15 protein-coding genes and 1 pseudogene are annotated in these 13,499 nt (G+C 63.3%); 12 read left to right on the top strand and 4 right to left on the bottom strand.

Translation table 11 applies throughout. From position 1 onward, the window contains the following. Positions 1 to 165: 165 nt before the first annotated feature. Positions 166 to 1,824 carry an ATP-binding cassette domain-containing protein gene (locus tag J1M87_RS01405; RefSeq protein ID WP_241256226.1) on the top strand — a complete coding sequence of 553 codons (1,659 nt, stop codon included), beginning with the start codon at positions 166 to 168 and terminating at the stop codon, positions 1,822 to 1,824. Here J1M87_RS01405 and J1M87_RS28445 read toward each other — a convergent pair. Further along, positions 1,793 to 2,428: pseudogene (locus tag J1M87_RS28445) on the bottom strand (nucleotidyltransferase domain-containing protein); the annotation flags it as partial. The gene J1M87_RS01405 and the pseudogene J1M87_RS28445 overlap by 32 nt on opposite strands. A gap of 194 nt (positions 2,429 to 2,622) precedes the next feature. Between J1M87_RS28445 and J1M87_RS01410 the strand changes: the two are divergent. Next, a complete protein-coding gene (locus tag J1M87_RS01410) occupies positions 2,623 to 2,883 on the top strand; it encodes a hypothetical protein (protein WP_206486917.1) in 261 nt (86 codons plus the stop codon). A 102-nt stretch (positions 2,884 to 2,985) separates the two neighbouring features. On the opposite strand, the gene J1M87_RS01415 is transcribed toward J1M87_RS01410, so the two are convergent. Next, on the bottom strand, positions 2,986 to 3,375 hold the full coding sequence (locus J1M87_RS01415) for a hypothetical protein (RefSeq protein ID WP_097388529.1): 390 nt from the start codon (positions 3,373 to 3,375) through the stop codon (positions 2,986 to 2,988). 919 nt (positions 3,376 to 4,294) lie between these two features. Between J1M87_RS01415 and J1M87_RS29215 the strand changes: the two genes are divergently transcribed. From J1M87_RS29215 to J1M87_RS01435, 4 genes are all read left to right on the top strand, one after another. After that, on the top strand, positions 4,295 to 5,623 hold the full coding sequence (locus tag J1M87_RS29215) for a winged helix-turn-helix domain-containing protein (RefSeq protein WP_206486918.1): 1,329 nt from the start codon (positions 4,295 to 4,297) through the stop codon (positions 5,621 to 5,623). A gap of 90 nt (positions 5,624 to 5,713) precedes the next feature. Beyond that, positions 5,714 to 6,247 carry a hypothetical protein gene (locus tag J1M87_RS01425; protein WP_206486924.1) on the top strand — a complete coding sequence of 178 codons (534 nt, stop codon included), beginning with the start codon at positions 5,714 to 5,716 and terminating at the stop codon, positions 6,245 to 6,247. After that, a complete protein-coding gene (locus J1M87_RS01430; protein ID WP_206486926.1) occupies positions 6,244 to 6,876 on the top strand; it encodes a TetR/AcrR family transcriptional regulator in 633 nt (210 codons plus the stop codon). Before J1M87_RS01425 ends, J1M87_RS01430 begins: the two co-directional genes overlap by 4 nt. 151 nt (positions 6,877 to 7,027) lie before the next feature. Beyond that, a complete protein-coding gene (locus J1M87_RS01435; protein ID WP_206486928.1) occupies positions 7,028 to 7,273 on the top strand; it encodes a hypothetical protein in 246 nt (81 codons plus the stop codon). A 258-nt stretch (positions 7,274 to 7,531) separates the two neighbouring features. Here the strand turns inward: J1M87_RS01435 and J1M87_RS01440 are convergent, their stop codons facing one another. Continuing rightward, entirely contained in the window at positions 7,532 to 7,807 is a 276-nt protein-coding gene (locus tag J1M87_RS01440) for a hypothetical protein (RefSeq protein WP_206486930.1), read from the bottom strand. Positions 7,808 to 8,630: 823 nt separating this feature from the next. Here J1M87_RS01440 and J1M87_RS01445 point away from each other — a divergent pair. Together J1M87_RS01445 and J1M87_RS01450 are read left to right on the top strand one after the other, a co-directional pair. Then, positions 8,631 to 9,323, top strand: a complete 693-nt coding sequence (locus tag J1M87_RS01445) for a S1 family peptidase (protein WP_206486937.1) — start codon at positions 8,631 to 8,633, stop codon at positions 9,321 to 9,323. An 86-nt stretch (positions 9,324 to 9,409) separates the two neighbouring features. After that, the gene (locus tag J1M87_RS01450; RefSeq protein WP_241256227.1) at positions 9,410 to 10,030 is read left to right on the top strand and encodes an RDD family protein; all 621 of its coding nucleotides are present in this window, start codon (positions 9,410 to 9,412) and stop codon (positions 10,028 to 10,030) included. Between the two features lie 38 nt (positions 10,031 to 10,068). On the opposite strand, the gene J1M87_RS01455 is transcribed toward J1M87_RS01450, so the two are convergent. After that, a complete protein-coding gene (locus tag J1M87_RS01455) occupies positions 10,069 to 10,605 on the bottom strand; it encodes a hypothetical protein (protein ID WP_206486939.1) in 537 nt (178 codons plus the stop codon). Positions 10,606 to 10,878: 273 nt separating this feature from the next. Between J1M87_RS01455 and J1M87_RS01460 the strand changes: the two genes are divergently transcribed. From J1M87_RS01460 to J1M87_RS01475, 4 genes are all read left to right on the top strand, one after another. Continuing rightward, positions 10,879 to 11,256, top strand: coding sequence for a hypothetical protein (locus J1M87_RS01460; protein ID WP_206486946.1), 378 nt, complete (start codon positions 10,879 to 10,881; stop codon positions 11,254 to 11,256). Between the two features lie 295 nt (positions 11,257 to 11,551). Beyond that, positions 11,552 to 12,154 carry a helix-turn-helix domain-containing protein gene (locus tag J1M87_RS01465; protein WP_274610815.1) on the top strand — a complete coding sequence of 201 codons (603 nt, stop codon included), beginning with the start codon at positions 11,552 to 11,554 and terminating at the stop codon, positions 12,152 to 12,154. Beyond that, positions 12,154 to 12,612, top strand: coding sequence for a hypothetical protein (locus J1M87_RS01470; protein WP_206486948.1), 459 nt, complete (start codon positions 12,154 to 12,156; stop codon positions 12,610 to 12,612). Before J1M87_RS01465 ends, J1M87_RS01470 begins: the two co-directional genes overlap by 1 nt. Before the next feature lie 335 nt (positions 12,613 to 12,947). Further along, a complete protein-coding gene (locus tag J1M87_RS01475; RefSeq protein ID WP_206486950.1) occupies positions 12,948 to 13,325 on the top strand; it encodes a hypothetical protein in 378 nt (125 codons plus the stop codon). Positions 13,326 to 13,499 lie beyond the last annotated feature (174 nt).

Consider the following 13,499-nt stretch of genomic DNA (forward strand, 5'->3'; position numbering starts at 1 on the left):
TCACCACCGCAGCAACTGCGCAAAGACCGGCCGGCCCGAACCACGGAAGTCACGTCGAACAGTGTGTCTCGGTCGAGCTGGCACACTGGAGCGGTGACCGTCAGTTCTTCTCGCACTCCGAAGTCAGGGCCCCTCGGTCCTCAGGAATTGGCGACCGCCGCGGTCATGAGCAGCTTCACAGTCGCATTGACGGTGATCGGTGTGCTCGTGCCGATGGCAGCGATTCTTCAAGTCGTCGCGGCCGTTCCGATGTCGGTGGTCGCACTTCGGTATCGGACCCGTGCGCTTCTGACCGCTGCGGTAGCAGGCACCCTCGTCGGATTCGTCGCTGCCGGTACACAGACGGCACTCACCGTGGCGAGCGCGGCGCTGTTGGGCGGCCTGGTCGGGCGAGCGAAGCGCAAGAAGCAAGGCCTGTTCGGTGTGCTGGTCACCTCGATGGTCGTCGGGCCCGCACTGGGAGCCCTGACGGTGTTGCTCTTGCTGATCCTCGTTCCGCTGCGAACGTTGTTCCTCGACACCCTTCGCAACACCCTCGAGGGCGTGTCCAGGTTGCTCGAGCGCACGTCGGCCTTGCAGGGTGCCGCCGATGTGCTCCGCAGCAGCTCCACCGCGGTGCTCGACAACTGGTGGTGGTGGGTCGGCGGTTCCATCGCGTTCGGGATCGTCACCGGAACACTGTTCGCCTGGCTGATCCTCACCGCCATCCTCGACCGTCTCTCCACCATCCCCACCCCCGAAGCTCTTGTCTCGAGCACCGACGACGACGAGATCGGGCCGTTGCCGGTCACCCTCGCCTCGGTCGGTTATCGGTACCCGGGAAGCGCCACAGCTGCATTGACCGGAGTCGACCTACACATCGAACACGGTGAGTTCGTCGCGATCGTCGGTCACAACGGCTCCGGCAAATCGACCCTGACGAGGATCATCGCCGGCCTCGAACCGTCGGAAGGCACCGTCAGCAGGCCCGGCGCAACCGGTCTCGGCCGATACGGTGGCACCGCCATGGTCCTGCAGCGACCCGAGAGCCAGATCCTCGGTACTCGCGTCGCCGACGACGTTGTGTGGGGTCTACCGCCTGGCGACTCCCGGCCCGACGTCGAGGCACTGCTCGTCGAGGTGGGTCTCGGCGGCATGGGTGCCCGTGACACCGCATCCCTGTCCGGTGGCGAGATGCAGCGCCTCGCCGTGGCCGCAGCATTGGCACGCCGTCCTGCCCTGCTCATCGCCGATGAAGCAACCGCCATGATCGACGCGTCCGGACGCGAGCATCTGGTCTCACTCCTCGCCGAACTACCTCGCAGACATGGCATGTCGGTCGTGCTCGTCACCCATCATGTTTCAGAAACCGTTGCCGCAGATCGCGTGGTGCACTTGCACGAGGGGTATCAGGTGCAGCACGACTCGGCGTGGATGCAACCGAGTACCGTCAATTCTGCTGTACTGCATGATAATTCGAGCCAGCGTCTACTCGAAGTGGTCGACGTTCAACACACCTACAACCGTCGCACTCCCTGGGCTCAGGTCGCACTGAACGGGATCGACATCACTGTCAAGCGTGGTGAAGGAGTTCTCGTTCTCGGCGGAAACGGTTCGGGCAAGTCCACTCTGGCCTGGATCATGGCCGGACTCACCGGCCCGACGAAGGGCACCGCGCAACTCGACGGCAAGGCCATGACCACACGGGTAGGCGACGTTGGACTGGCATTTCAGCATTCTCGCCTGCAGTTGCAGCGCCGCACCGTCTCCGAGGACATCGCCGCCGCAGCCGGGCCCGAAACAGGTTCTGCCACCTTCTCGCAGCGGGGCGCAACTGCGAGCTGAACCAACTCCGCGTCCCTGCGACGGTCAGGCCCTGCTTCGCGACGTCGCGGAGTAGAGGTTCACCGGCGGCTGCCGCAGCGCGGAACTCGTCTTCGGCGTATGTGACGATGCGACCGTCGTTGCCGGTCCACGTGGTGACCAGTCGGGCGAGTTCGGTTAACCGTTCTTCCCACGCATCGTCCCCGCCGTGGACAGGGGCAGCGGTGCGCACCAGGAGCAGGTCGATGTCGCTGTCGAGTTGCATGCGGCCGGTCGCCGCCGATCCGAACACCGCGGCGTACCGCAACGTCTTGCCCCACCCGTCCAGATGCTCTTCCAGGCGCCCGAGGAAGGTGGAGTTCAGTCGCGAGAGCGCCATTATGGGCTCGGCCGCGAGGTGCTCGGAGTTGAGGCGGTAGGTGTTGGTCCTACCCACCTGGTCGTGCAGCACCACACCCTGTGCGACGAGGCGGGTGAGGACCTTCCGGATGCCCTCGCCCGAACGGGTGGCGAGGATGCGCTGGACCTGGCTGACCGTAAACGTGACGCCCGCGCTCGCCAAGACAGCAAGCACATCGCCATCCAAGGTCGGCGTCACCGTTGTGAACGGCCGGTTCAACTGCATGACAGGCGCCTCCTCGGTTCAAACTAAAATTAGACTATGCCCACTATATTTGGCGTAGTGCGTGAGAAATCGAGCACGACGACAGCTCGGCCGGTTCCGCGTCGGGCACAATTCCCTGACCGGCTCGTGTCAGTCATTGGACAATGGAGAAGAGTTGAGCGGACCCGCTCGACGAGGAAAGTGAGGGTACGTCGATGGCGAAATCACTGAAAGTGTACGGGTGGCGCGGATTTCGCGACGGCACGCAATCGCGCGAGGTGATCGCAGCTGAGTCCATCGCAGACGTGTTGCGCCGAGCCGGGATCACCCGAGCAGACTGGAAATGGTCCGGCGGCGAGACCGGCAACCCTGAGGAGGTTGCAATTGCGACCGCCAATCCCGGCACAGTGTTCTGGCATCCACTCGACGAGCACCCCACGGACCGAGCGTGGCGTGAGGGTTCTGCAACGACGTGACGTGCGAGGTTGCGCCGATGCGAGCGCCTCGGATGGACCACGAAAGCCGCCGTCTCCCTGAGGATGACGGCGGCTTCGTCGTTGAACAAGATAACGGAGACGTCAGTAGACCTTAGGCCCGACGGTCGCCCAGTTCCACAATGCGAAGATGCTCAACATGACCTCGTCGATGCTGCCGAGGTCGGTATCGCGTTGCGCGAGTTCCTCGCCCGAAACTTCGGAGACGGTCAACCACGAGGCAGAACTGCCTGTGTGTGCAGTGATGTTCCACGAGCCAGCGCCCTGATTGACGGTGGTCAGGACGCCGTCGGCGTTGACATGGGCGAGCGCGCCGGGGGCATAGTCCAGCGTGGGGTCGCTCTGTGTGATCTCGAAGAGTTGGTCGGCGTGAGCCTGGTTCAGTGGTACTCGCTGGCCTTGTCTGCCCACGAGGTCCAGGTCAGGACGTTCGGCGCTCACGGCCTCGAGGCGAACTGCGAAATCGGTCGGCATATGTGGTCCTTATCATGCTGTTGAGTGAATGATTGTGTGTGCCTAGTCTATTCGTGTTTCGAGTGTGGTGGCGTCCTCGTGGTTTCTGTGGAGGCGTTGTGGAATGCGGTGTGCACGCTGGTGGACACTCGGTGAAGTCGGGAGGGCGGAGCGGCAGGCGTGCGTCAGTGGACGGTTCGTCGGGGGTTCGGGTGCCGTGCCTCTCGTGTTCCGGCCCGTTAGTCCGGGAAGTAGCGCTGTGACACAGACCGTTTCGAGTGAGAGCATTGCCGTGGACGGCGCACTGTGCTCCGGCGTGGAGTGCGGGTGAGCTCGGCCGAATCGCGCTGATCGGCGTGATCGCAGGATGTTTGGAAGAGAGAAGACAGTGGCAGAGAAGCAATGCGGGTGTGGGCATGGGGAGACGTTGCACGATGAGGACAATCGTTTCGCGAAGGGGCGAAAGCGTCACTGCAGCGGCAGCAACGGGTACACGACAGTGGGTGGCGAGACCCCATGCCGGTGCAGGGGATTCGAGAAGGTATGAAATCAGCGTCGAGCGGGAAGGCGGCGACGGAATCGACGGTGGTCCGCAACGGTGTGACGGTGACGGTTCGGCGGTGGGATGGAGGGTCGGTTGTCGAAGCGTCGTGCGAGTGTTTCGGGTTGGCCCTGCGGGTTCACAGCGAGCCGTCCTGCCCGAATCGGCGATCGAGCTAGGTAGCTGATCGTGGCGTGACGCGCTGGCGGTGGTATCGGGTGTGGGCCCCGTTGGCTCTGGGGAGTCGGCGGGGCCGCTTCGTGTCTGCAGGTGATTCTGCCTCCGGCCCCGGACCGGGATGAGCAGGTGGCGTGTGGGCCTGTGCAGTCGATGTCTTCTTTCACAATTTGTGAAGTAGTCTTCTGTATCAGTGAAGAGAGAGGTTGGGGGAGGTGTGGCGTGAAGGTGTACTACTGGCGCAAACCGAGTGATCGTCGGCTTTACCTGCAAGCGGCAGCGAACAAGGCCGAGTTGGGGCGCATCAACGCGATGACGCGGAACGACCTGCAGAAGGCCGGATGTGAGGAACTGACGGTCGCAGGTGGCAGCGCCGCGATCGGCGACGCCGACGACGTCAGGACGGCATTGGACCTCGCGCTGGGAAGTCCGGGAGCGCGCTTCCAGAAGGCCGCACGAGGCAAGGGGGAATGGCAGGCCGACTCCACGCACACCAGCCCTGCGTTGGCGTGGTCGAGCCCGCACGAGGGGTTGCCTGCTGCCCTCAGGTCGAGGACGGTCAAGCCGCAGAAGGTTCAGGCGGCTACCGGCGGCGACGGTGCTGTGTACGTCATCGCAGACGCGGAGAAGACCAGCGGCGGTGACACCGTCTGGGTGTTGTTCCTCAACGGCCGACTGATTGCCCGGATGCCGCACAACCGCGGCACCTTGACGGGTTTCGCGGAGTGGCTCGCTGATTCGTCGCCGGAGAAGGAGCAGCTCCGCGACCGCTACCGGCACCTGCTCGGACTGCTCGCCGACGCAGACATCGACCGCGCCGAGATGCTCGCGGAGGCAGCACGACTGTTCGGCGCCGAGGAGCAATTGGCCCCGAACGGCATGAAGATCGGCCAACGGGTGTGGGCTGGCGGTGACCGTTCCCGCACACTCCGTATTCGCCGTATCGACGCCTACGACTGGACCCGAGTGACGGTCACTCCGGTCGCAGTGATGCCGACGGTGGAGCTGACCAGCGCCATGAGCTGGTCCGAGGGTGAGGCGGATCGGATCGCCGAACACCGTCGAACTCTGTCCCAGTATCGGGACAGGCCGGTGATGTCGCCGAACGGATTGATCGAAGAGGAACCTGTCGTGTGGGGTGACGGATTCCGCGGGGAGATCGTCCGGCTGCGTAAACCGGGTGGTGTGACGGCGACAGTTGCGGTGTCGCAGCGTGGCTCGAGTCTGCTGGCGCAGGAACTGGACTTCGACGAGTTGACCTTGCCGAACAAGATCAGCCTGCCGTTGTTCCGGTCCGACACCCAAGCTGCGGTGCTCGCTACCCTCTACGTCGATCCCGGTGCGGAACTGACTCTTTCGGAGCTGGCGGAGCGTACGGGAGCGGCATTGTCGGGGATTCACCGCGAGATCACACGCCTCGCAGACGCCGGTTTGATCTGTGAGCGCAGGCAGGGCACGAACCGTCTGGTCCGGCCGAACCTCGAGCACCCTGCATCCGAACCGATCCAAGATCTGTTGGCGCTGGCATTGCCCAGCGAGAGCGGTGAGTAGCCGTGCAAGCGCACCGCTGGTTGCGCTTGCACCCTGGGGGTCGGTCAGCACTCATCCGAACCCTCCCAACCCGTCGACAGAGGACGCGTCATGAGCGCGAAGGATGCACGACTCGACAAGGATTCGCCCTCTTCTCCGCCATCCGGAGTGCGGTGTGAATCTCGTACCCGGCACCGCCGCCAAGCGTTGCTCGAGGATTTCAGCACGGTGGCCATCGCCGTCGGAATCCTCGTGACGATGGTGGGGGTCGCGGTGTTCACCATTTCCTCTGTGGTGTGGCTGGCGGAGTCTCGCGATCTGCTGCGGTATGTGGGGATCTCGACCGATGGCGAACCCGGCGGCTACCGGGACTCCGAAAGCCGGAATATTGCACTGCCTGCCGCGATCGTGGGTGCGGCGCTGCTGGCTGTCGGTCTTGTCGCAGATTCGGTGCGCACGTCGCGGGGCAATCGCACGGACCGGCGTGGGGGTGGCGCGGCGACGAATGTTCACGTCGTTCCATCGCCGGTAGTCCGCACCCCCTTGCAGACACATGGACCCTCCCGAAAAGCTCCTCATCTCGAAATGTTCCCTGTCACTGAACAATCGGCACTGTCGATACGAAGAACGGACACCTGGTCGTGAACAACTCGAACAATGCGCCGAAGCAGTCGGTGGAACGAGCGCGATACGTACGGAAGCAACCGCGGGCGATCGCCACCCATGAGCGGGTCGTGTTGGGGTCGGCGAAAGTCTTTGACGAGATCGGATTCGCCGCCACCAGCATCACGGACATGATCGACAGCGCAGGTCTGTCGAAAGGTGCAGTGTTCTATCACTTCGCGTCGAAGGAGGCCATTGCGCAGCACATTGTCGGGCGGTGGTCCGAGGCGGTCACTGGGGAGTTCGGTGTTGCTGCGCTGAGCGAGGAGCCGGTGCCCACGAAACTGCGGGTCGTCTTCGCTTCCCTCGCCGAGCGTATGTCCGGCGACGTGCCATGCCGCGCCGGGCTGAAGCTCAGTCTCGATTCCGGAGTGGAGGGAGCCGCCGACGCGTACCGACATTTCATGGAGATGGCGGCGGCGCTCGTCGGCTGCGGCATCGACGACGGAACATTCCTGGACGAGCCACGCACACGCCGACTCGCCTTCAACTTGTGCAGCGGCTTCACGGCGGCGGTGCTGCTGGGCGGAATGGAGGCGGGCGGACCCGATCTTGTGACCAGAGTCGAGGACGTCGTGTCGGCGCACCTGGCGGCGGTCTCTGCGCCCTGAGTGACCCGATGCCACGGCACTGATAACCCCCCTTATCAATGCGCGTGGGTTCGGCAAAGATGTTGCGGCGCAGTTCAGGACGTGTATGTGGTCGTGGTCGGCGCACTACACTCATGCGCACTAATCGCCGACAAAAGCAGGAGAGAGCATCATGGCTGCAGAGCGCAGGACCGTCACGATCGTGGGAGTCCAATACATGTCGTCGAACAAAGACGGCAACCCTCGATTCAGAGTCACCACGAACCAGGGCACCTGGACGACGGCGCCAGGGGCGTCGGTGGGCCGTGCGATCGAGAACTCCGAGTATCAGGGAGAGGTCATCGTCACCATCGACGGAGGCAACATCGTCGGGGTCAGCACGGTGGATGGGACGATCACCGCCGGGCGTCAGAGCTAGAACTCTGACGAAAAGTGGGAGCGCGCACATTATCGAGGATCTATATATTCGCCCGTGGTGAGCGATCCGAGCTTCCGTGTTCTCGCGGGGTGGGACGAGGCAGTTGCACCCACTGGTAGGGGTGGACGACTTCGATTGCTTTCTTTGCAGAGGGTTGCCCTGAGGGCGAATACGAGCCGGACGACAGCGGCCGGGACACAACATTCTGTTCTGGGAGATACGCTTTCGTCCGGCTCGTGTGCTATGTCCGAGGTGATGTCAGTACTCGCGGACAACGGTGCGGAATTCGCCGTTGTTGATGCGCAGTTTCGTTCCTGCTCCGCCGTAGTAGCCGACGGACAACATGATGTCGCCGAGGGTGGGGTCGCCGTGGGTGTCGATGGTGGGTGCGGTGAAGGTGACGTCGTTGCCGTCGAGGGTGGATGTTCCGGTTGTTGCGATGACTCGATCGACGTTGTCCCGGAAATCTTTCGCCTGCCCGGGCTCGGGAAAACGGGCGAGGAAGACGGCGTTGCTGTCAGTTTGTTCGGGCATGGTGGTGTCCTTCCATTGGGTGCTGTTTCCGATCGAGGTGTGACGGACGTTGTGACAACGTCACGTCCGTTTGCGGTCGTGGGGTAGATGTTACGGTCAGGAAGTGGGCCGTGGTCGGGTGTGACGGTAGACCCGTATTCGGTTGCACTCAGGCGATATTCGGCAGAGTTCGAAGTTGACTGTGGTGCGTGCGACGGGGTGTGGGGCGCGCAGTGTTCGGTCGACTGTGAATGCGCGGCTAGAGGATTTGGTCCTATGACGTAACTCTCAAACCGTCGGGTCTGGTTGCCGATTGTTAACGAGTTGTCGTTTACTGACGTATGTAGAACCGGGCATAACACGTACATCGATAGCGGTGAAGATCTTCGCATCGCGAAACGGAAGGTTGCAGGACACATGCCACGCACGTTGAAAGCTGTTGCTGCAACCAGTGTTCTCGCGTTTGTGACTGCCGGAGCGCTCCTGGTGGTCGACACTGGAGCAGCCGCACCGGCGCGCACTGACCAGGGGGGCGGTGAATCATCGCTCGTCCAGGTAGTCCCGACCGCCACTGGCCTGCCTGTCTCGCAGTGGCTTGCCGGTCTCGCGCAGTGCCCGCCGGGTGAGGTGGACCCGGTGGATCCCTGTGCCGCCCTTGCGGATCTGAACCAGGCATCCTCTGGGGACTTCGAAATCACTGTTCCGGCAGGCGGACACGATCTCTCGGTGATGTACCCCGCGGGATAACACTCCCTTCAGTTCGGAGTCGGCGCCCCGCGGTTCGATGCTGCCGGACTCCCACGATTCTTTCGTTAATTGTTGTTCTCACAGTTAGGAATTCGTCATGCGTCTTCGTCTTGCGCTGGTCGCAGTTGCAGCAGCCGTCATCGGAGTGACGGCCACCGGCGGCGTCGCTGCTGCTGCCCCATCGGTAGCGCTCGGCGGCGGATCGGGCATTGTCCTTCCCGACGCCGACCCCTCCGATCGGGACGTCGTCGGCCTGTGCACCCTCACCGCAGTCGGCTACGACAACAGCGGGTCGCTGGTCGCGTTGACCGCCGGGCATTGCGGTGTCCCAGGAGATCGTGTGATCGCCGAGTATCAGCACGGCGCCGGGGTGATCGGCCGTTTCACGTACTCGAGCCCCGTCTCGGACATCGCTGTCATCGACCTCGACGATGCCAAGGTGGCTCCGCTGCGCACCGTCGGCGGCGTCACCATCAACGGCATCGGAGCCGCTCCCTCACTGGGGACGATCGTCTGCAAAGAAGGACGGACCACCGGCAACACCTGCGGAATCACCTGGGGCTACGACGCGGTCTACGGGGAGATCATCGAGCATGCATGCTCGATGGGCGGCGACTCCGGTGGTCCGCTCGTCGTCGGGGACCGCCTCGTTGGCCTGGTCAGCAACGGATACACCCCGGGCTGCTTCGATCCCGGCCCGCCGCCGTTCCACGCCCCGATCAACGCGGCAGACATCAATGTCGGTATCGCCGACATCAACGCGCACGGCGGCGGCTTCCGCCTCTTCTGACCCGCTCGTTCGGGTACTGCCGCCGGGCGAGTGCGCTTCCCTGGCATCGTGTGAACGATCCCGACTCGAAGGAAGGACTGACTGTCATGACTAACTGGTCGTCGGACCACGGTCCATGGGGTCTGCCCGGACGGACCCCCGCTCAGGCAACACCACCGGTGGCGAGTGCGAACTGGGTGTACGACAACCCCAACTACGCGCAGATCTACCCGCAAGCGCCGATGCCCACCGAGTACGCGTTCTGGGGTCGCCGCGTCGTTGCATCCCTCGTGGACTCGACCGTCGCCCTCCCGTATCTGGTGTCCTACAGCGCGATGGCCGCGACGATCGACTACGGGACGTACAACTCCCGTACCGGCGTCTTGTCGGGTGGGCACGGCCCCGACGGAACCCTGGCGATCCTGACGCTGATCCTCGCGCTCGCTACCTTCGCCTTCGGGATCTGGAATTTCGTGTTCCGGCAGGGCAAGACCGGATCGTCGATCGGAAAGAGTGTGCTGGGTATTCGGGTAGTCGACGAATTCACCGGTCAGCCGATCGGGCCGGGGAACTCGTTCATCCGCCAGCTCGCCCACATCCTCGACGCGCTCGCCTGCTATATCGGGTACCTGTTTCCACTGTGGGAGTCGAAGCGTCGTACCTTCGCCGACATGATCATGAAGACGGTCGTTGTGCGCGACATCGACAACACGCGTCCCCCGTGCTGACGCGACGGGTCCGGAGCTCAACGAGTCGTCTCGCGGGCTCACTTCCCTCCGGAGGGGTGGACCGGTCGACCCACCCACACTGAATGGGTCTGTGCGACAGCAATCCCTGCTGCGTGGCGACCTCGGAGAATCCCGAAGCGGGTGCGGCCCTCGACTACCTGCAGCCCCCTGAGGTCGGTGTCGATCGCGCTGCGGTCCAGAAGAATTGGTCGTCGTACCCAGGTCCCGTCCTGTTCCCATGCCGTACGAACTTCGGGGTGGGCATAGTCGCGTGTTCCGATCCAATGCTCGTGATTCTGTGCGTTCTCGGCTATTAACTCGGCTTCGCTCGGTCCGGTCGGGAGGCCGACGAGGGTCGCTGTGGCGATCGCCTCGCACGTCCAGCGGATGGCCGTGAGATCGACGGTCCCGTAGTCCTCGAGGAACGGGACATGGCGACCGTGATCCCAGAGCCAGTCGCGCAGGACATCGTCCGGCCAATCCAACATCGACACCTGGTCGTTTCGTCTGAATGTTTCGTACTCGCCGCCGGATCCGGCGCGGGGGATGTCGAAGAGGGAATGCAGTGTGAGCATGATGTTGCCTTTCATGGTCGTTCGGGAGTCTCCCGCTATTGCTTCGGAGCGTACAAAGTGAGGGTGCACACCGGCGGTGTGGCCGATTCGTGGCGAGGGATATCGGCCCGGTTGCGGCCGGGATGGGCGGGCGCGGAGGATCCGACCACGCAGGGATAATGTGTGAAAGACTCTGTCGCACAGCGCTACTGCGGCACCCGGGCTCAAGAACCTGTACGTCACGGCTGGTTGCATCAGCGCATCCTGTTCCGATTCACGCCACGGGGAGAAACTGTGAGCATCGAAACCTTGCCCTACCCAGACCCGCGCGTACCCGTCGCGGGTTACACCGCAATCGCCGCTGGGGACGTCATCCGGTATGCCGCGCGAGATCGCTTCGGGGGACCGGCCGACACGCAGGACTGCATCGTCCGGGATGTCGAGACAGAACCGCGCGATTTCGCGACCGGTGCGGCGTTTCCGGCGTCATGCCGCCGACTGCACGTCACGGTCCTTGACGTACCTCCAATGACAGTGCAGCCGCGGACCATCGGTGACGTGCGTGTGAGTGCGGAGTCCACGCTGATAGTCGATGATGACGACGTCTTCGTCCGCGCTGACGAGAAGGATGCGCCGATGCTCGTCAAATACGTGGACTCACTCCGGCGATAGGGCGGCGGACGGCGGGCCCGGACGTTCGACGTGGGCAACGCTTCACGGGCTGCTGACAGCCGGTGAGTTCGGCGAGCTTGCGATGTGACCTGTTTGGTCAGGGGCGTTGCGATGCGCGGAACTTGGGCCGGACTGGTCTGCTCGGCACATCGCAGGCAATCGGAACCTGGGCGTGAGGCGGTGCGGACGGATCGGTTGGCGCGATCAACGCATCCGACCTCTATCACATTGCAGTCCAAGTTGGTTCGGACGTCGGCAAATTGGCAACCCGCGCGGTTGCGAAGGAGCGCAACCGGTGACATACCAATGGGTGAGCGGATCTCGCTACATTGTGGTTACGATGACACGCATTGATGCGCCGGAAATGTCCGCAATGGCGGCACGACCGAAGGTTTTGAGAAGAGAGAAAAGGATGTCGAATCCAGTGCAGGAAAACGTGTTCCGTCTGCAACTCAATCGGTTGATCGATGACTATCCGATGAAGCTGACCAACTCGTTCATCGTGGGCCGACTGGCAGAGCGTGGATGCGTGATCTCCGCTCCGTACCTGTCCCAGTTGAGGACTGGCGTTCGAACAAACCCGTCCGCTGAGGTGGTCGGTGCCCTGGCGGACCTGTTCACTGTCCCCACCGAGTACTTCTTCACGGACTCGGATCCGAAGAAGACCGGCGAGGCCCGTGACCGGGACGCGAGCCTCGTGGAACGGATCAGCGATCCGGGTATCCGCTCGCTGCTGAGCCTTGCCTGCGACCTGTCGGACGACGCACAGGGGCTGCTGGTGGGGTTGGCGGTCAAACTGCGTGCCTCGGATCAGTTGGCCGTCGTGCCGCCGGACGCGCACGAGTATGTCCTGCAGGCGCCGCCGCATCCGACGCGAGAAAGGGAGACCGCATCCTGATGGCGGTCGCGAGCAGGTCCGGGGGCGTGTGGCGCGCCGTGGTGGCCGGTGTGTGGCTGGGGGTTGTTGCGGCAGGGGTGAGTTCCTGCTCGTCCGACAGTGTTCGTGGTGAGCTGGTGGAGCAGTCTGATTCCCAGATCGCTTCTGACTGTGGTGATCTGTGTGTGGCCTTCGGGATCGAAGCGGACGTGCGGTGCAGCGTCAGTCCGGTTGACTGTGAGGCGGCGCTGAACAACAAGGCCGCGTTGATCGTCGAATCCCGAGATGCGCTGTCCGTGCACCCGGACCCTGCCTGGGGGCCGAGTGCGGCCGTCACGATCGAGAAGTTTGAGCGCACGGTCGACAGCTACACCGAATCGGGCTGTCCGCAGGGTGGTTCCGAACCTGACGCCTGCGCCTTCCTTGCCGCCAGCGCCGAACATCATTTCCAGTCGATCAGTCTCATGCTCGCGAGCTGAGGGTTGCGCGACCTGGATCGTGTGTGGGGCACGGGCTGGGGAGCCTCTTTTGCGGCGGGCGTCAGGTTTCAGCGCGTTGGACTGCGTCGGGGAGGTAACGGGACCATAACGGTTGAACTTTCACGTACCTGGCCGCGGATCCGTTGACCGGCCATGATTCTGAAATATTGCGTGGTGCAGCAAAGTTCGTCCTGTGAGCTGCCTCTCAACCTCGCGTTAGTGGTTGCTGTTTGTTTGCCTGATGCAGTTGACTGTGACAGAGAGAAACAGACAATGCGGTCAGTACGGTTTCCTTGGAGAGCCGCACCCGGCCGCTGACGAACAGGACACTCACCATGCGACTTCGCAAGACGCTCACAGCCGCGGCCATCATTCCCGCAGGTATCGCAGCAATCGCGCTCAGCGGCGCTGGCGCAGCATCAGCCATCGCCCCCGTAGTCGAAGGCGGACACTACGGTGTCCAATTCAACGCAGGAGAAACCGCGTTCCTCGGCCAGATCAACGCAGGCGACGCCATCGAATCCGTGACCTCCCGCAACCAGTTCGGTGTCCAGCTCGCACCGGGATCGCGTTACGACAACGGCACGGGCAAGGTGTACGCGAACCTGGATTGGCTCGTCGACGAAGCTGCCTCACGCGGCGGTGAAGTGTCCCTCTCGATCAACGACCCGGCACTGTGGCGTAACCAGTTCTCCTTCGCGCAGCACTGGTAGACAACAGGACTCCGCAGCGGGCACGTACACGTTGCCCCGATCGCAAAAAACACGCCTCGCCCAGGTTTGCACCTGCGCGAGGCGTGTTTCGTTTTGCGGTCTCGTCCCTGGACTCCTGCTGGAGCTGGGCGCAGCGGCCGAATCCTCACCCCACCGAGACCGCGCCCGCCGCAA

This window comes from Rhodococcus sp. KRD162 (assembly GCF_017168335.1).
Lineage (GTDB): Bacteria > Actinomycetota > Actinomycetes > Mycobacteriales > Mycobacteriaceae > Rhodococcoides.

Bases quoted from the DNA above. Each gene is read 5' to 3' on its own strand.
- J1M87_RS01405 (WP_241256226.1), top strand. From the start codon at position 166: ATGAGCAGCTTCACAGTCGCATTGACGGTGATCGGTGTGCTCGTGCCG.
- J1M87_RS01410 (WP_206486917.1), top strand. From the start codon at position 2,623: ATGGCGAAATCACTGAAAGTGTACGGGTGGCGCGGATTTCGCGACGGC.
- J1M87_RS01415 (WP_097388529.1), bottom strand. From the start codon at position 3,375: ATGCCGACCGATTTCGCAGTTCGCCTCGAGGCCGTGAGCGCCGAACGT.
- J1M87_RS01425 (WP_206486924.1), top strand. From the start codon at position 5,714: ATGAGCGCGAAGGATGCACGACTCGACAAGGATTCGCCCTCTTCTCCG.
- J1M87_RS01435 (WP_206486928.1), top strand. From the start codon at position 7,028: ATGGCTGCAGAGCGCAGGACCGTCACGATCGTGGGAGTCCAATACATG.
- J1M87_RS01440 (WP_206486930.1), bottom strand. From the start codon at position 7,807: ATGCCCGAACAAACTGACAGCAACGCCGTCTTCCTCGCCCGTTTTCCC.
- J1M87_RS01445 (WP_206486937.1), top strand. From the start codon at position 8,631: ATGCGTCTTCGTCTTGCGCTGGTCGCAGTTGCAGCAGCCGTCATCGGA.
- J1M87_RS01450 (WP_241256227.1), top strand. From the start codon at position 9,410: ATGACTAACTGGTCGTCGGACCACGGTCCATGGGGTCTGCCCGGACGG.
- J1M87_RS01455 (WP_206486939.1), bottom strand. From the start codon at position 10,605: ATGCTCACACTGCATTCCCTCTTCGACATCCCCCGCGCCGGATCCGGC.
- J1M87_RS01470 (WP_206486948.1), top strand. From the start codon at position 12,154: ATGGCGGTCGCGAGCAGGTCCGGGGGCGTGTGGCGCGCCGTGGTGGCC.
- J1M87_RS01475 (WP_206486950.1), top strand. From the start codon at position 12,948: ATGCGACTTCGCAAGACGCTCACAGCCGCGGCCATCATTCCCGCAGGT.